The organism is Xanthomonas sp. NCPPB 2250, from assembly GCF_056725265.1.
Genome location: NZ_CM161520.1, coordinates 1051259 through 1068543, shown reverse-complemented (window position 1 = coordinate 1068543; position 17285 = coordinate 1051259). Strand labels below are relative to the sequence as shown.

At 69.1% G+C, this 17285-nt stretch carries 14 protein-coding genes; 7 read left to right on the top strand and 7 right to left on the bottom strand.

Annotated features, from left to right (window positions below; translation table 11 throughout):
• Positions 1-105: 105 nt before the first annotated feature.
• Together AC1PMG_RS04480 and AC1PMG_RS04475 are read left to right on the top strand one after the other, a co-directional pair.
• The gene (locus tag AC1PMG_RS04480; protein WP_481110803.1) at positions 106-2565 is read left to right on the top strand and encodes a TonB-dependent receptor domain-containing protein; all 2460 of its coding nucleotides are present in this window, start codon (positions 106-108) and stop codon (positions 2563-2565) included.
• Positions 2566-2612: 47 nt separating this feature from the next.
• Positions 2613-4532 carry an alpha-amylase family glycosyl hydrolase gene (locus AC1PMG_RS04475; RefSeq protein WP_481110802.1) on the top strand — a complete coding sequence of 640 codons (1920 nt, stop codon included), beginning with the start codon at positions 2613-2615 and terminating at the stop codon, positions 4530-4532.
• Positions 4533-4924: 392 nt separating this feature from the next.
• Here the strand turns inward: AC1PMG_RS04475 and AC1PMG_RS04470 are convergent, their stop codons facing one another.
• The 4 genes from AC1PMG_RS04470 to rsgA form a co-directional block, all read right to left on the bottom strand.
• Positions 4925-5608, bottom strand: a complete 684-nt coding sequence (locus AC1PMG_RS04470; RefSeq protein WP_481110801.1) for a type 1 glutamine amidotransferase domain-containing protein — start codon at positions 5606-5608, stop codon at positions 4925-4927.
• 535 nt (positions 5609-6143) lie between these two features.
• Positions 6144-6917, bottom strand: a complete 774-nt coding sequence (locus AC1PMG_RS04465) for a hypothetical protein (protein ID WP_481110800.1) — start codon at positions 6915-6917, stop codon at positions 6144-6146.
• A 289-nt stretch (positions 6918-7206) separates the two neighbouring features.
• Positions 7207-8451 carry a flavohemoglobin expression-modulating QEGLA motif protein gene (locus AC1PMG_RS04460; protein WP_481110799.1) on the bottom strand — a complete coding sequence of 415 codons (1245 nt, stop codon included), beginning with the start codon at positions 8449-8451 and terminating at the stop codon, positions 7207-7209.
• Positions 8452-8459: 8 nt separating this feature from the next.
• Positions 8460-9587 (bottom strand): ribosome small subunit-dependent GTPase A, encoded by a 1128-nt coding sequence (gene rsgA, locus AC1PMG_RS04455; protein WP_481110798.1) that lies wholly within the window; start codon positions 9585-9587, stop codon positions 8460-8462.
• A gap of 332 nt (positions 9588-9919) precedes the next feature.
• Here rsgA and AC1PMG_RS04450 point away from each other — a divergent pair, with 332 nt between their 5' ends.
• The 4 genes from AC1PMG_RS04450 (at position 9920) to AC1PMG_RS04435 (ending at position 13069) form a co-directional block, all read left to right on the top strand.
• Positions 9920-11197 carry a pyridoxal phosphate-dependent aminotransferase gene (locus AC1PMG_RS04450; protein WP_481110797.1) on the top strand — a complete coding sequence of 426 codons (1278 nt, stop codon included), beginning with the start codon at positions 9920-9922 and terminating at the stop codon, positions 11195-11197.
• A gap of 95 nt (positions 11198-11292) precedes the next feature.
• On the top strand, positions 11293-11934 hold the full coding sequence (locus tag AC1PMG_RS04445) for an SGNH/GDSL hydrolase family protein (RefSeq protein ID WP_481110796.1): 642 nt from the start codon (positions 11293-11295) through the stop codon (positions 11932-11934).
• A gap of 57 nt (positions 11935-11991) precedes the next feature.
• Positions 11992-12663 (top strand): methyltransferase domain-containing protein, encoded by a 672-nt coding sequence (locus AC1PMG_RS04440; protein WP_017910897.1) that lies wholly within the window; start codon positions 11992-11994, stop codon positions 12661-12663.
• 67 nt (positions 12664-12730) lie between these two features.
• Positions 12731-13069, top strand: a complete 339-nt coding sequence (locus AC1PMG_RS04435) for a hypothetical protein (protein ID WP_481110795.1) — start codon at positions 12731-12733, stop codon at positions 13067-13069.
• Between the two features lie 78 nt (positions 13070-13147).
• Here the strand turns inward: AC1PMG_RS04435 and AC1PMG_RS04430 are convergent, their stop codons facing one another.
• A complete protein-coding gene (locus AC1PMG_RS04430; protein WP_481110794.1) occupies positions 13148-13939 on the bottom strand; it encodes a polysaccharide deacetylase family protein in 792 nt (263 codons plus the stop codon).
• 42 nt (positions 13940-13981) lie between these two features.
• Between AC1PMG_RS04430 and grxD the strand changes: the two genes are divergently transcribed.
• The gene (gene grxD, locus AC1PMG_RS04425; RefSeq protein ID WP_481110793.1) at positions 13982-14908 is read left to right on the top strand and encodes a Grx4 family monothiol glutaredoxin; all 927 of its coding nucleotides are present in this window, start codon (positions 13982-13984) and stop codon (positions 14906-14908) included.
• Between the two features lie 152 nt (positions 14909-15060).
• On the opposite strand, the gene AC1PMG_RS04420 is transcribed toward grxD, so the two are convergent.
• Entirely contained in the window at positions 15061-16032 is a 972-nt protein-coding gene (locus AC1PMG_RS04420) for an IS110 family RNA-guided transposase (RefSeq protein WP_481110792.1), read from the bottom strand.
• Between the two features lie 626 nt (positions 16033-16658).
• Positions 16659-17204: a DUF924 family protein gene (locus AC1PMG_RS04415; protein WP_481110791.1), complete on the bottom strand. Its 546-nt coding sequence runs from the start codon at positions 17202-17204 to the stop codon at positions 16659-16661.
• Between the last annotated feature and the right edge of the window lie 81 nt (positions 17205-17285).

Below are 17285 nucleotides of genomic sequence, written 5' to 3'. Positions count from 1 at the left end.
AGCCGTATCTGTACGCCGCCGCACCCACCGTCCGCGCCGCGCCCTGCCCGTTCCGGCAGCGGCGCGCCGCCACCCACTGCACCACTCGCTTCGGGAGAGACAGCGATGCATCACCCTTCGATCCGCCTGCAGACCCTGGCCCTGGCCGTCGCCGCGGCGCTGTCCGCACCGGCGGCGCTCGCGCAACAGGCCACGCCCGCCACTGCCGACGCCCCGGCGGCGCAGGGCGACGTGGTCAGCCTGGACTCGGTGTTCGTCACCGGTACCGGCACGCCCAAGAGCAAGCTCAAGTCCAGCGTCTCGGTCAGCACCGTCGGCGCCGAGGCGATCGAACAGTCGGCGCCGCGCAGCACCGCCGAGATCTTCCGCAACATCCCCGGCATCCGCTCCGAGTCCAGCGGCGGCGAAGGCAATGCCAACATCGCCGTGCGCGGCCTGCCGGTCGCCTCCGGCGGCGCCAAGTTCCTGCAGTTGCAGGAAGACGGCCTGCCGGTGCTGGAGTTCGGCGACATCGCCTTCGGCAACGCCGACATCTTCCTGCGCGCCGACTACAGCCTGGAGCGCATCGAGGCGATTCGCGGCGGCTCGGCCTCCACCTTCGCCAGCAACTCGCCCGGCGGCATCATCAACTTCATCAGCAAGACCGGCGACACCGCCGGTGGCAGCGTCGGCCTCACCCGCGGCCTGGGCGGCTACGACAACACCCGCCTGGACTTCGACTACGGCGCACCGTTCGCCGAGCACTGGCAGTTCAACGTCGGCGGCTTCTACCGCCGCGGCGACGGCATCCGCGATGCCGGCTACACCACCGACAAGGGCGGCCAGCTCAAGGCCAACCTGACCCGGCTGTTCGACAACGGCTACGTGCGCGTCTACGCCAAGTACCTCAACGACCGCGCCGCCGGCTACCTGCCGGTGCCGACCCGGGTCAGCGGCAGCGACGGGTCGCCGCACTTCGGCAGCATCGACGGTTTCGATCCCGGCACCGACACGCTGTACAGCCCGTACTTCCGCAGCAGCGCCACCCTCGATGGCGGCAACAGGCCCTCGCGGGTGGAACTGGGCGACGGCATGCATCCGCTGTCGCGCGCGTTCGGCGCCGAGGCGCAGTTCGACATCGGCGGCGGCTGGACCCTGACCGACAAGTTCCGCATCGCCGATACCTCCGGCCGCTTCGTCTCGCCGTTCCCGGCGCAGGTGGCCGATGCCGGCGCGCTGGCGGCGAGCATCGGCGGCGCCGGTGCCGGCCTGCGTTACGTCGACGGGCCGAACGCCGGCCAGGCCTACACCGGCCTGGCGCTGCGCACGCACCTGTTCAACGTGCACCTCAACGACCTGGGCAACGCGGTCAACGATGTCAGCCTGGCGCGCGACTTCGGCAGCGGCGACGGCGGCAATCTCAACCTCAAGGCCGGCTGGTATACCTCGCGGCAGACCATCGACGTGGACTGGACCTGGAACTCCTACGTACAGTCGCTGGGGCACCGCCCGCGGCTGCTGGACGTGGTCGCCGCCGACGGCAGCCTGCGCTCGCAGGACGGCCTGTACGCCTACGGCGTGCCGTACTGGGGGCTGGACAACACCCGCCACTACGACGTGCGCTACGACATCAACGCACCGTACCTGGCGCTGAGCTGGGACCAGGGTCCGCTGAGCGTGGACGGCAGCCTGCGCTACGACATGGGCCGCGCCCGCGGCAACACCGCCGGCAGCGTACTGGCCAACAACGTCGACGTGAACGGCGACGGCGTGATCGAGGCGCCGGAGCAAAGCGTGGCCACCATCGACTACGGCAACCGCAAGCCGGTGCGCTACGACTGGAACTACCTGTCCTACTCGTTCGGCGGCAACTACATGCTCGGCGACGACCTGGCCGCGTTCGCGCGCTACAGCCGCGGCGCGCGCGCCAATGCCGACCGCCTGCTGTTCGGCGTGGTCCGCGACGACGGCTCGGTGTCCTCCAACGAGGCGGTGAACGTGGTCAAGCAACTGGAAGGCGGCCTGAAGTGGCGCAGCGGCGGCTTGAGCCTGTTCGCCACGGCGTTCGCCGCACGCACGCAGGAGCAGAACTACGAAGCCACCACCCAACGCTTCTTCGACCGCACCTACAAGGCGCACGGCCTGGAACTGGAAGCGGCGTACCGCACCGGCGGTTTCACCCTCAACGGCGGCCTGACCTGGACCGACGCCACCATCGACAAGGACCAGATCACCCCGGCCAACGCCGGCAACACCCCGCGTCGGCAGGCGCGCTTCGTCTGGCAGCTGACGCCGAGCTACCGCGGCGAGCGCTACCAGGTCGGCGTCAATGCGATCGGCACCAGTTCGGCCTATACCCAGGACAGCAACCAGCTGAAGATGCCCGGCTACACCCAGGTCAACCTGTTCGGCGACTACCGCATCACCGATGCGCTGACCGTCTCGCTCAACGTCAACAACCTGTTCAACACCTTCGGCCTGACCGAAGCGGAGGAAGCCTCGATCGCCGACGCATCCTCCGGCGTGATCCGCGCGCGCTCGATCCCGGGCCGCACCTCCAGCATCAGCCTGCGCTACGACTTCTGACGAGGACCGCACATCCGCGCCCCGCCCGGGGCGCGGCCAAGCCCTCCATGACCGCACCCGCTCCTTCCGCACTGTCCGCGCTCGCCCACACCCTGTGGCAGGCGCATCTGCCTCCGCATGCCGCCGCCGCGCTGCTGCCGCGCCTGCAGCGCCACGGCGAACGTCTGTTGGCGCCTTTGCATGCGCTGTACGGCACGCATCCGGCCTTCGCGCAGTGGTTGCCGCAGTGGCTTACACAACTGGCAGCCATCGCCACTGCGCGGCCGCCGGCGCTGCGCCAGCTCGATGCCGAGCGCGCCCCCGACTGGTTCGCCACCCCGGCGATGCTCGGCTACAGCGCCTATGTCGACCGCTTCGCCGGCACCTTGAACAGCGTTGGCGAGCGCGTGCCCTACCTTCAGGAACTGGGCGTGCGCTACCTGCACCTGCTGCCGTTCCTGCGCGCGCGCGCCGGCGACAACGATGGCGGCTTCGCGGTCAGCGACTACGGCCAGGTCGAACCGCGGCTCGGCGACACCGACGATCTGGCGGCGCTGACCGCGCGGCTGCGCGCGGCCGGGATCAGCCTGTGCGCCGACTTCGTGCTCAACCACACCGCCGACGACCATCCCTGGGCGCTGGCGGCCAAGCGCGGCGATGCGCGGCATCTGGACTACTACCACCACTTCCGCGACCGCAGCGCGCCGGATGCCTACGAACGGACCTTGGGCCAGGTGTTCCCGCACACCGCACCGGGCAACTTCACCTGGGTGGAGGACGCCGACGCCTGGCTGTGGACCACGTTCTATCCCTACCAATGGGATCTGGACTGGAGCAATCCGGCGGTGTTCGGCGAGATGGCGCTGGCGCTGCTGCGCCTGGCCAACTTGGGGGTGGAGGTGTTCCGCCTGGATTCCACCGCGTACCTGTGGAAGCGTCCCGGCACCGACTGCATGAACCAGCCGGAGGCGCACACGATCCTGCAGGCGCTGCGCGCGCTCACCGACATCCTTGCGCCGGCGGTGCTGCTGAAGGCCGAGGCGATCGTGCCGATGGCGCAGTTGCCGCCCTACTTCGGCGAAGGCGCCGCGCGCGGCCACGAATGCCACCTGGCCTACCACAGCACGCTGATGGCGGCCGGCTGGGTGGCACTGGCCGAGCAGCGCGGCGACATCGTGCAGGCGGCGATCGCGCAGACGCCGGCGCTGCCGCCGGCCTGCGGCTGGCTCAGCTACGTGCGCTGCCACGACGACATCGGCTGGAACGTGCTGCAGCGCGAAGCCGCCGGTGGCGAAGGCGTGGCCCCGTTCGCGCTGGCGCGCATCGCCCAGTTCTATGCGGGCCGCACGCCGGACAGCTATGCGCGCGGCGAAGCGTTCCAGAGCAGCGGCGACGGCGTGCACGGCAGCAACGGCATGAGCGCGGCGCTGACCGGTATCGCCGCCGCGCTGGCCGACGACGACGCTGAAGCGCTGGAGTTAGGCGTGCGCCGCCTGCTGCTGCTGTATGCGGTGGCACTGGCGATGCCGGGCATCCCGCTGCTGTACATGGGCGACGAACTGGCCCTGGGCAACGACGAGGCATATCGCGACGATCCGCTGCGCCGCCACGAAGGCCGCTGGCTGCATCGACCGGCGATGGACTGGGCGCGCGCGGCGCAACGCCACGACAGCGACAGCCTGCCCGGCCAGGTCTACGCCCGCCTGCGCCATCTCATCACCGCGCGTGCGGCCACCGCGGCGCTGGCCGCCGACCAGCCGCTGCGTGCAATGCCGCTGGGCGATCCCGCCCTGCTCGGTCTGGCGCGCGGCGAGACGTTCGTGGCGGTGTACAACTTCAGTGCGCAGCCGATTGCGGTCGATGTCGCCGATGCGCTTGGAGCAGGCGACTGGCAGGCCATTGCCGATGGCGGCAAGGATCCAGCAATGCTGGTGCATTGGGACGGCATCCTGCCTGCGTACGGCCTGCGCTGGTGGCGGCGCGGCTGAGCCGAAAACAGCAGCGGCGCCTATCAGCGCCGCTGCTGTACATCTGCGCTTGCGAGTGCATGCAGTCGGGACTGAAGTCCCTCCCACAGGCGCCGGCTACCTGGCTGGCACGCAGCGGCACATCCATGCCTCGTAGGAGCGGCTTCAGCCGCGACCAGCGTCAATGGGAACGCCCGTCGCGGCTGAAGCCGCTCCTACGGATGACAGAGCACGCCGATGCCAGCGGCACGATCCACTTGCAGCCGTCCTGCCCGGTCAACTTACAAAAGGTGAGTCCGGCGAGGCGCTACAAAAGCGATTACCAAAAGTACTCGTCGACTGCCGCGCCAGCGCCTATCAGAAAACGACGCCCTTTCTTATCGAGATGGCGGTCGCCTTGCCATTGGACGCGCTCACTTCCCGCGCAGCATCCCCAGCAACGCCTCGGCCGCCGCCTCGGACGAAGCCGGGTTCTGTCCGGTGACCAAATGGCCGTCCTCGACCACGTGCACGCCCCAATCGGCAACCTTGCTGTACTGACCGCCCAGGCGCTGCAGTTCGTCCTCGACCAGGAACGGCACCACGTCGGTCAGGCCGACCGCGGCTTCCTCGCCGTTGGTGAAGCCGGTGACGCGGCGGCCCTTCACCAGCGGCGTGCCATCGGCCGCGCTCACCCGGCGCAGCACGCCCGGCGCGTGGCAGACGAAGCCGATCGGCTTGTCGGCGCGTGCGAACGCCTCGATCAGCGCGATGGAATCGCGGTCTTCGGCCAGGTCCCACAGCGGGCCGTGGCCGCCCGGGTAGAACAGCGCGTCGTAGTCGTCCACGCGCACCGATGCCAGTGGATGCGTGCTCGCCAGTTGCTGCTGCGCCGCCGGGTCGCCCTTGAAGCGGCGGGTCGCTTCGGTCTGCGCGTCCGGCGCATCGCTCTTCGGGTCCAGCGGCGGCTGCCCGCCCTCGGGCGAGGCCAGCGTGATCTCGGCGCCGGCATCCTTGAACGTGTAGTACGGCGCGGCGAATTCTTCCAGCCAGAAGCCGGTCTTGTGGCCGGTGTCGCCAAGCTGGTCGTGCGACGTCAGCACCATCAGGATCTTCATGCGGATCTCCTTGTGAGGGGAAGCGGCCATGCGCGGGCAGGCCGGGCGCCGCAGTATCGGCAGCCGCACATTCGCGGCGGGTGAGCATCGCGCAATGCGGTTCAGCTCACACACGCGATCCTGCAAGGCTGCCGAAGCCAGTCACTACGGCGGCAGCCCGCTCGCTGCGCCGGGTCGACCAGCTTGTTCGAAGCGGATAGCTACTAGTTGATCAGCCAACGAACCACATGCAGGCGGCCTCCATACACCACACGAAGTCACCGGCGTCCTGGGTCAGTCCATGCGTGTCCAGGTTGCGCTGCATGCACTGCACGCACTGTTCGACGTCGAATGGAACTGCAGGCCGAACGGCGGCGCGCCCTGGAATCAGCGGCTACCCAAATCCACCGAGTGATGGCGTGGATGCCGATGAGGCGGACGGCGCGATGCCGATGCGCCGCCACCCCGTACGCACGCGATCAGGCATCGAGCCCGACGTACTCCAGCGAGACACCAGACCACTCCGGCAACTCCATGGCCGGTATCGACCATGCCACTACTTCTTCACGACGGGGGTCGGGAGACTCTGGACGACATCGCCCTTGTCATCAATAAAATCCAACGAGGCCTTTCCAGCAGGCGTGACGGACATGATGATCCTGGGATTTCCGGAATCGTCCGCGAGAATCACCGCGGACGATTTTCCGCGAGTACGCCCGACAAAGAGTCTCTGCGTCTGCTGACCACCCGCATTCTTCCACTGCTTCAACAGCGCATCCTTCTCCGGCCCATTCGGGGCCGCCAGATACTTTTCATACAGCCCTTCGTACTGCCTGGAGAGCCCGCGGTCGAACACGGAAAGGCCGGTTTCCATGAAGCCGCCCTCCTCGTAGTGATGCAGGGCGATTTGCTGATCTCCGCCGAACCGATCCATCGAAAGATGCACGCCGCCACTGGGCTTTCCATCTTTGCCGATACTGCCGTCATAGATGAGCCCGCCGACCTCGTCGCCCACGCCGTTATAGAAGAGCATTCCGGGCATGTCGCTCCTCTCGGTTTTCATCACCTTCCCACCCATCACCGGATCGGGCAGCCAACCACGGGCGGCCAACACCATGGACCTGGAGCCGTCCTCGTTGACGATATTGATGCGCTTGACATCGATCTCGGAAAAGACCTGCTTGCTGCCAGCGCTTCGGGCACCCATCAGCATCAGCGTCAAAGGGCAGGCAAGCGCCACAGCCGAAAAGATCTTCAGAATTCGATTTTGCCTGCGCAACTGCGCGATGACGCCAGCCGCTCCCACGTCCCCACCCTTGCCTTCCGTCATAGACACGCGAGCCCCCTTATTGGCGATAAATGCGCAACCCAGCATAAGTACTTAACTCTTCTTTCTGCAAGCAAGACGGACACGAGTAAACCCTCCTTCTTGCCAGAGAAAATCCGCGGACTTCTTCTCGTTTCTTCAAAAACCAAACGACCGACAGCCCGCAATGCGAGGTTGCGATAGCCACAGGAACACTGCAGTCGCATTCGACGCGTTCGATCGTCCACGCGGCTGGTCGCCGCGAATGCCGCCAACCTCCTGCAACGGCAGCTCCTTCCTTTCTGGAGCGACCCTACTCCACCTGATCCATGCGAATACGGTTGGCGAACAGCGAGAACGCCAGCATCCCGGCCAGGCCGCTGGCCCGCGCCACCCACGTCGGCAGCCAGCGCGGCGGGGCCAGCACGCCGGACTCGAACAGCGGTGCGAACGCGGCCACGTCCTCCAGCGCCATCTTGCCGGCGAACAGCCAGCGGCACAGCGGCAGGCGGTCGCGCTGCAGCGCCTGGCGGAAGAAGGTGTGCACCGACACCAGGCCGCGCAGGTACACGGTGTCCTTGGTGAACGCGGCGCCACCGCTGGTCGGCACGCCGCGGAACACGCGCTGCGCCGAGGAGAAACTCTCCGCCGGCGATTGCCCGGCCGCATCGAAGTAGCGGAACACCTCGATGAAGTCGGCGCCGTCTCGGGCCAGCGCGATCGCCTCGATGCGCAGGCTGATCCGTTTCATCCGCTCGATGTCGATGCTGCCGGTGATCTGCTCGGCGAAGGTCGCCAGGCCTTCCTGGGTGGCGGTGGTGCGCGGCGAGGACAGCGCCAGGCTCGGCAACTGCGTCTGTTGCCGGCCGTTGAGCGCGGTCAGCGAATGCACCAGCGCCTCGTGGTGGAACAGTTGCGCGCGGTCGTAGTCGCTGAAGTGGGCGCCGGAGCGCAGGCGGATGCGCTGCGCGCCGGCAGCGGCCTTGGCCAGCAGGTCCGGATCCAGTTCCACCGTGATCACCCGCGTGCCGAAGAACTCGTCCAGGTCGCGCTGCAGCAGCAGGCGCAAGGCAGTGGCCGAGACCGGCACCTGCTCCTCGGCCGAGAACAGCTCGCGGTCCAGCTCCTGGGCGATGCGGATGAAATGGCCGGCGGCCTCGCGGGTGGTGGGACCGTGGCCGGGCATCGGGTCTTCCGGCACGCCGAACAACTGCGCCGAATAGGTGCCCACTGCCGGCGTGCCGAGCGCTTCCAGCAATGCCGCGGCCAGATCCCAGCTGTGCACCGACGCCTGCAGGTAGGCGCCGAGCGGATGCCCCGGATCGGCGGCCTCGGCGATCGCCGCCAGCTCGCGGCGTGTGTCGGCGAAATCCAGCCTGGGGTAGTCCACCTGCGGCAGTTGCGGCTGGCCGCGCGCCACGCTCTCCAGGAATGGCGCCTGCAACGCCACCGGCCAACTGGCCAGGGCCAGCAGGCGGATGCCGCGCACCGCCTTGACCAGCCGCGCGTCGAGCGCGGCATGGTGGCGGATCTCGGCCGGGAGCACGCGTTTGACCACGGCCGACGTCAGCGGCGCAGGGTGCGCGGCGGCGGACGCTTGCCGCCCGGTTTGCCACCGCTGGGCTTGCTACCGCCGGGCTTGCCGCTGCGGCCTGCGGCCGCGTTCTGCGCCTGGCGCTGCGCCAGCTTGCCGGCGGCGCCGGCGACCTCGTCGCGCAGCTTCAGGTAATTGGCCAAGCGCGCCTCCTCGATCTCGCCGCGCTCGATCGCCGCCTGCACCGCACAGCCCGGTTCGGCCAGGTGCGCGCAGTCGTTGAAGCGGCACTGCGCGGCCAGCGCCTCGATGTCGGCGAAGCCGCCCTCGGCCAGGTCTTCCTCGCCGGTGGGCTTGAGTTCGCGCATGCCCGGCGTATCGATCAGGCAGGCGCCGGACGGCAGCGGCAGCAGCGCGCGATGGGTGGTGGTGTGGCGGCCGCGCGAATCGGTGGCGCGCACCGCCGCGGTGCGCATCTTCTGCACGCCGAGCAAGGTGTTGGTGAGGGTGGACTTGCCGGCACCGGATGAGCCCACCAGCACCGCGGTCTGCCCCGGCCCCAGCCACGGCTGCAGCGCGTCGACGCTGTCGGCCTGGCGGGCGTTGACCGTGAGCAGCGGGATCGCCTGTGCCGCCAGTTCCTCCAGCACCGCCAGCGCATCGTCGGCGTACTCGGTGAGGTCGGCCTTGGTCAGCACCACCACCGGCGCCGCACCACCGCCGCCCACCAGCAGCAGATAACGCTCGATCCGGCGCGGATTGAAGTCCGCATCCAGGCCGCAGACGATGAACACCGTATCGATGTTGGCCGCGATCACCTGCTGGTGGTAGTGCTCGCCGGCGGCGCCGCGTTTGATCGCGGTGCGCCGCGGCAGCAGCGCGACGATGCGCGTGCCTTCCAGCAGCACCCAGTCGCCGACCGCGGCGCGCTCGTGGCTAGGAAAGCGCGGCCGCTGCCAGTCCGGCAGCGATTCGACCTTGAAGCCGGTGTCCACCGCATCGGCGACCACATAGCCGGTGCGGTGCTGCTCCACCACCCGCGCCGGCCGCGACTGCGGATGCGCCTCGAACAGTGCGCGCCAGGCGGGCTCCTCGGGCATTCCGGGCCAGGGCCAGCCGATGGGGCGCAACGCGTCGAAGTCGATCGGGGAGGAGGTCATGGGCGAATTCTAGAGGGTGTGCCGCACCCAAAGGTGAGCGCAGGGCGGCCACTGGGACACGCGCGGGGCGGCGCCTTGCATAGCTAACCCCGCCCCGCCGCGACGAGAGCCGCGCGCCGCAGGCGGCGTCCCGGGACTCGCCAGCAGCGGCGCATGACCCGCGCGACGCGTGTGCTGGCCGCCACACGGGCCAGCCACCGCGCCACGCCCGTCGCAGCGCCGAGCGTGGCGGCCGGGCGCCGTAGACGACCCGCCACCACGGCGCCCCACTGCCCCGCCGCGGTGTCACATTTCCGCTACCATGCAGGTCCCACGCCCCACCGGCCAATGCGATGCCCACCCTGCCGATCAAGCCGCTCGCGATCCGCGAACGCCTGTCCGAAGTCCGCTACGAGATCCGCGGCGAACTGGCACGGCGAGCCCGCGAGCTGGAGGCCCAGGGGCGCAAACTGATCAAGCTCAACATCGGCAATCCCGGCGCGTTCGGCTTCCGTGCGCCCGAGCACCTGCAGCGTGCGATCGCCGACGACATGGGCCGCACCGATCCCTACACCCACCAGCAGGGCCTGCCGGAGGCGCGCGAGGCGATCGCCGCGGCCTACGCCCGGCGCCAGCACCCGGATGCGCACCCGGACCGCATCTTCATCGGCAACGGCGTCAGCGAGCTGATCGACCTGTCGCTGCGCGCGCTGCTCAACCCTGGCGACGAAGTGCTGGTGCCCTCGCCCGACTACCCGCTGTGGTCGGCGGCCACCATCCTCAACGACGGCCGTCCGGTGTACTACCGCTGCGCGCCGGAGAACGGCTTCCAGCCCGACCCGGTGGAGATCGAGACGCTGGTGTCCTCGCGCACCCGCGCCATCGTGCTGATCAACCCGAACAACCCCAGCGGCGCCAGCTACTCGCGGGCGCTGCTGGAGAAGATCGTCGCCATCGCGGTCAAGCACAACCTGCTGCTGATGGTCGACGAGATCTACGACCAGGTGCTGTACGACGACGCGGAATTCGTGTCGGTGGCACCGCTGGCCGGCACGCATCCGTGCATCAGCTTCGGCGGCCTGAGCAAGGTGCACCGCGCCTGCGGCTGGCGCGTGGGCTGGGCGCTGCTGTCCGGCGATGCCGAGCGCGTCGGCGATTTCCGCAACGCCATGGACCTGCTCGGCGCGCTGCGCCTGTGCGCCAACGTCCCCGGCCAGTTCGCGATCGATGCCGCGGTCAACGGCCCGGACACGATCTCGCCGCTGTGCGCCCCGGGTGGACGCCTGTACGAGACGCGCCGCGCGGTACTCGAGGCCTGCGCGGCCAGCGAGCACCTGTCGCTGGTGCAGCCGGCCGGCGCGCTGTACGCGTTCCCGGCGGTGGTCGGCGCCGCCGCCCGCGGGTTCGACGACCACGCCTTCGCCCTGGAGCTGATGGAACAGGAAGGCGTGCTGGTGGTGCCCGGCTCCAGCTTCAACGTGCCCTACCGGCACCATTTCCGCGTCACCCTGCTGCCGGAGGCGGCGACGATGCGCGAGGTGTTCGCGCGCATCGACCGCGTCCTGGCACGCCGCGCCGAGGATGCCACCAAGGTGGTGCCGCTGAAGCCGCGGGCGGCTGTGGGGCGGTGAGTGGGGAATGGGGAATGGGGAATGGGGAATAGCAAAGCGTGCGCCGTCCCTGAATCCCGCATCGCGATAAGATGGCCGCCTCTGGTTGCGCAAAGATGAGCCAAGGCAGTTTCGCCATTTCCGAGCACACAACGCTGCGCTACCTCGCGCTGGGCGATTCCTACACGATTGGCGAAGGCGTGGACGCCGACGGACGCTGGCCGATGCAACTGGCCGCGGGCTTGCGCCGCGACGGCATCGCCCTGGCCGATCCGCAGATCGTCGCCACCACCGGCTGGACCACCGACGAACTGGACGCCGGCATCGACGCGGCCGCGCCGCAGGGACCGTTCGACCTGGTGACGCTGCTGATCGGCGTCAACAATCAGTACCGCGGCTATCCGCTTGAAGACTATCGCGCACAGTTCGATGCGCTGCTGCAGCGCGCGATCGATTTCGCCGACGCGCGGCCGCAGCGGGTACTGGCGGTGTCGATCCCGGACTGGGGCGTCACCGCCTTCGCGCAGTCGCCCGCACACGATCCGGCACGCATCGCCGTGCAGATCGATGCCTTCAATGCCACGGCGCAGCCCTGCTGCGCCGCGCGCGCGGTGCGCTTCGTCGACATCACCGGCTGCAGCCGCGATGGCGGCGGCGACCCGGCGATGCTGGCCGCGGACGGGCTGCATCCGTCAGCGGCGATGTATGCGCGCTGGACCGCGCTGCTGTTGCCGGCGGCACGCGATGCGTTAGCCTAGCTGGCGTACGCCCGCTGCCAAGGACCGACATTGCGCGACGCCAGCACCACCCAGCCCATGACCCGCCCGCAGGCCCTGGCCATCGCCCGCGCCTTCCTGCCCACGCATCCGCTCGGCAACCGCTACGACTACTACTACACGCGCACCAAGCTGCGCACCGATCCGCTCTACCCCGGCGTGCTCGCCGCGCTGCGCGGCACCGATGCGCCGGTGCTGGACCTGGGCTGCGGGCTGGGCCTGCTCGCGCACGCGCTGCGCGCCGACGGCCAGCGCCAGCGCTACCACGGCGTGGACATCGACGCGGCCAAGATCCGCCGCGCCGGCGCCATCGCCGCCCGCAACGGGCTGCAGGACACGCATTTCGCGGTGGTCGACCTGGGTCAGTCGTGGCCCGAGCACCACGGCAGCGTCGCGATCCTGGACGTGCTGCAGTACCTGGACCGCGACATGCAATCCAATCTGATCCGCAGCGTCGCGCGCATGCTCACGCCGGGCGCCAAGCTGGTGATCCGCAGCGGCCTGGGCGATGCTAGCGGCCGCGGCCGCACCAGCCGCATCACCGACGTGCTCGCGCACCTGGCCGGCTGGATGCAGGAGCTGCCCAAGGCCTACCCCACCCGCGACAGCCTGCAGGCCCAGCTCGACGCCGCCGGCCTGCGCGCCAGCTTCGCGCCGCTGTACGGCAACACGCCGTTCAACAACTGGCTGATCGTGGCGGAGCCGCGTTGAGGTTGCCGCGGCACCGCGCACGCAGCGGCCGCTCCGGCTGCGCCGGCCCACGCTCGCATCGCCACGCATGAGCACACCCACGCCACCGCCACGCTCCGGCCTGGGCATCGCCGCCCTGGCGACCAGCCTGATCAGCGCCTTCGTGCTGCTCGCGGCGTTGTTGCTGAGCACCTTCTTCGTCATCCCGACGTTCGCCGCTGGTCCGCACGCGCCGATGTCGCTGCTGCTCGGCCTGCTGGCGCTGGTCACCGCCATCGCCCAGGTCTGCGCCATCGCGCTGGGCATCGGCAACTGTCTGCAACCTGGCCGCAGCAAGCGGCACGGCATTCTCGGCCTGTTGTGCGCCCTGCTCACCCTCGGCGCGATGGCGGCGCTGATCGGCTACGGCATGGCCCAGCCGGGCTGATTCCCGCGCTGGCGCATCGATCGGCATGCGGCATGCCGCGCGCGACACCCTGCCGCGGCGCCATGACGCACATCCGACTCAATCAGGCAGTACTGCCCGCAACCCGCGTTCCTGCAACGCCCGCAACACCCCCTCCACGATCGCCGGATTGTGCCCGTGCGCCGCGCCCTCGTGCAGCAGCACGATGGCGCCGGGCTGCAGGTCGCGGGCGATGCGCGCGACGGTGACCGCGGGGTCGCAGCGCACCCCGTCGAATCCGCGCGCGCTCCAGGCCACCCGGGTCAGGCCATGCCGGCGCAGCGGTGCGGCGACGAAGGGATTGGTCATGCCCACCACCGAGCGGTACCAGCGCGGTGCGGTACCGGCGATCGCGGCCAGCGTCTGCTGCGCCTGGCCGATTTCCTGCGCCATGCGCCGCGGTCCCAGCGCCCAGAACCACGCCTGCGGATGGTGTTGGCTGTGGTTGCCGATGCCGTGGCGGCGGCGCAGGATCTCGCGTACCAGTTGCGGGCGCGCGGCGGCACGGGCACCGACCAGGAAGAAGGTGGCCTTTGCCTGGTAGCGGTCGAGCAGGTCCAGGATCGCCACGGTGTCGTCGGAGGGGCCGTCGTCGATGGTCAGCCACACCCGCGGCGCGTTGCCTGGCAGGCGATCCAGCACCGGCGCGTACAGCCGCGCCCGCGGCAGGAACACCGGCAACACCAGCGCCGCGTGCGACAGCAGCAGCGCCGGCAGGCCGACCGGCCAGCCATACGCCCACCACAGCACCGCCACCAGCGCCTGCGAGGCCATTGCCCAGGGCAGCCAGCGGTACGGGTGGCGCGGGATGCGATGCAGCGTTTCCGGAACTGTCATGCCCCATGATGCCATGCGGCGTAGAATGACCGGTCCGACTCTGCGACGACTGCTGCCATGTCCCTCGACCCCGCCCTGCGCTCCCGTATCGAAACGCTGCTCAGCTCCAACCGCGTCGTACTGTTCATGAAAGGCCAGCCGGGCATGCCGCAGTGCGGGTTCTCCGCCAAGGCGGTGGGCGCGCTGAACGAGCTCGGCGTCGACTTCGCCCACGTCAACGTGCTGGCCGACCAGGACATCCGCGAGGGCATCAAGGTCTACGGCGACTGGCCGACCATCCCGCAGCTGTACGTGGACGGCGAGCTGATCGGCGGCAGCGACATCATCCTGCAGATGGCCGGCAGCGGCGAGCTGAGCGAACTGCTCGGCGTGGCCGCGCCGGACCGCACCCCGCCGTCGATCACCATCACCGACGCCGCCGCCGAGATGCTGCGCGGCGCGCTGGCCGACGCCCCGGGCGCGAGCCTGGCGCTGGCGATCGACGCGCAGTTCCAGCCGAACTTCCAGCTGGCGCCGACCGATCCCAACGCCATCGCCGCCGAGTCCAACGGCCTGCGCGTGCAGTTCGACCTGGGTAGCGCGCGCCGCGCCGACGGCATCACCATCGACTGGGTGGACGACATCCGCGGCCGCGGTCTGGCCATCGACAATCCGAACGCGCCCAAGCCGGTGCAGGACCTGAGCCCGCGCGACGCCGACGACCAGGTGCGCGCCGGCGGCCTGATCCTGGTGGACGTGCGTCCGCCGGAAGAGCGCGCGGTGGCGGCGGTCAACGTGCCGTTCCGCACCCTCGACGGCGAGCAGCGCGCGCAGCTGGAAGCGCTGCCGAAGGACACCGCGCTGGCCTTCCTGTGCCACCACGGCGGCCGCAGCGCGCAGGCAGCCGAGCATTTCCGCTCGCTTGGCTTCACGAAGGTGCACAACGTGGTCGGCGGCATCGACGCCTGGACCGACCAGGTCGACGGCAGCGTGCCGAAGTACTGAGCCACACGCACCTCGTGGTTTTGCGTCCCGCGCGGACGCGCCGAAAGGGCGATCGAACGATCGCCCTTTTTTGTGTCCGCGTGCCGCGATCGCCACAGCGCGCAAGCACGCACACACGCACGCACGCACACACGTAGATACCGTCTTACCCCCTAGCAGGCAAGGCCCCTTTTCGGATCGAACGCCGTGCCCGATTTGAGAACGCCGTAGGCCAGATGCAGGAGCTTGCGCATGGCGGCGCACACGATCTGCTTGCCGGCTTTGCCACGTTCGCTCAGCCGCTGTTTCAGCGCCCGGATGATCGGGTTGTGGGTCATGGCCACCAGGGCCGGCATGAACAGGCCCGCGCGCAAGCGGGGTGAGCCGGTGCGCGAGATGCAGACGTGGCCTTTGCGCTCGCCTGACTCCTGCAGGCACGGATTCAGGCCCGCGAAGGCGGTCACCGCCGAGGCATCGGAGAAGCGCCTCACATCGCCAAGCTCGGCCAGCATCAAGGCCGCGCTGGTGTCGGCAATGCCCTGGATGCTCACCAGTAGCTCGCGCTGCCCACGCAAGGTCGGATCCTGGTCGATATGGTCATCGATGGCCTGCTCGATCTGGGCGATGTGGTGTTGCAGATCGGCCAGATGGACCTGGATCGAGTCCTTCACCTGGGCCGGAGCGACGTCCAGCCGGTTGCGCTCCATCTGCAGCATCTGTTGCAGATCCTGGCGCCGGCGTACCAGCGCTTTGAGCTGCTTGAGCGCCGGCGGATCAGGGGACCAACGGCGTAATTGCTCGCGGTGACGCAAGGCATAACTGGCGATCAGCTTGGCATCGCTGCGATCGGTCTTGACCCGGCTGAGTTGGCTGCGTGCGTACGCGGCCGTCTGTGCCGGGTTGAGCACGCACACCCGATAGCCTCGTGCGTGGAGGAACTCGGCCAGCGCCTGGTGGTAGGTGCCGGTGGCCTCCATGGCGATCCAGCTATCGGACTGGGCATGCGTCTGCAGCCATGCCTGCAGGGCCTGGAAGCCCTTGGCATCGTTGGACAACTTGGCCTTGGTACGGTGCTTGCCATTGGTCAGCTCGATGGCCACATCGAAACTGCGTTTGGCGACGTCGATGCCGATGACGGGAGACATGCGCGATTCCTCCATCGTGTCAGGGTCATGATCGGCGCTGGGCCCGGTCCTGCCTCGTCGATGCGAGTTCACGCCCGGGGGGCGGACTCTGGATACCGTTCGGACACACAAAGGCCAGCATGTGGAGGGCGGAGCCGATCTACGATGCAAGCTCGAAGCTTTAGGAGCGACTGGACCTCCCACACCTCCTCCGATGATCAGTCGGAAGACATGACGCCTGTTTAGGGGCGACATGTCCAGATACAAGGAGCGGCTTCAGCCGCGACCGGGCTTTACCGGTAAGGCCAGGTCGCGGCTGAAGCCGCTCCTACCCTGGGCACACACTCGCCTGGCGTCTTGCGCAAGTGCTGACGGCAGCGCCGAAGTCGGGCGCTCCGTGTAGGAGGGACTTCAGTCCCGACTGCAGTGACACCCGATGCGCCCGATGGCTTCGCTCGTCGCGGCTGAAGCCGCTCCCACAAGAAGCGCATTCCTTGTCTCCGGTGCGCGTACCAGGCGAATGCTGGCGGCCGCGCCAGTAGCCTGGTGCATCCCTGTGGGAGGGACTTCAGTCCCGACTGCAGTGACACACGATGCGCCAGTGGCTTCATCCGCATGAAGTGGCGAACGCACAGGCACCGCCTCCCTCAACCAGCAAACCCACCCGCATCCAGGAACGCCTGTTCCTCCGGCGTCGTCGTGCGCCCCAGCGCCACATTGCGGTGCGGGAAACGACCGAAGCGCTGGATCACGTCTTCGTGCACCACCGCCCACTGCAGCGATTCCGCATCGCCGAGCGCGCTGAACAGCTCCACCGCCTGGCGCTGCCGCGCGGCGTCCTCGGCATGTGTGTAAGGCAGATAGAAGAACATCCGCAGTTCCGCGTCGGTCTCCTGGTCGAAGCCTGCCGCCAGCGCCTGGTCGGCGTAGCGGCAGGCCAGGCCGTCGGTGGCGAAGGCGTGCGCGCTGCCGCGGAACACGTTGCGCGGCACCTGGTCGAGCAACAGCAGCAGCGCCAGCGCGCCCTCGGCGTCGGTCAGCCAGTCGCCGCGTTCGCCGCGGGCGGCGGCGTGATGCGCCTCCAGCAGATGCTGGCGGACATTGGCGTCGAAGGAGTCGTTGGCGGCGAACCAGCGTTCGCGGCCGGCACTGCGCCAGAAGTCCACGACGGTGCGCGCGGGGGTGTCGGTCATTGCGGTGTCCATGGGCGAGAATCGCGCTGCATAACAGGTTCCGCGTCGCGATTCGGTGCAGCAAGGCGTGCCGATGCGGCA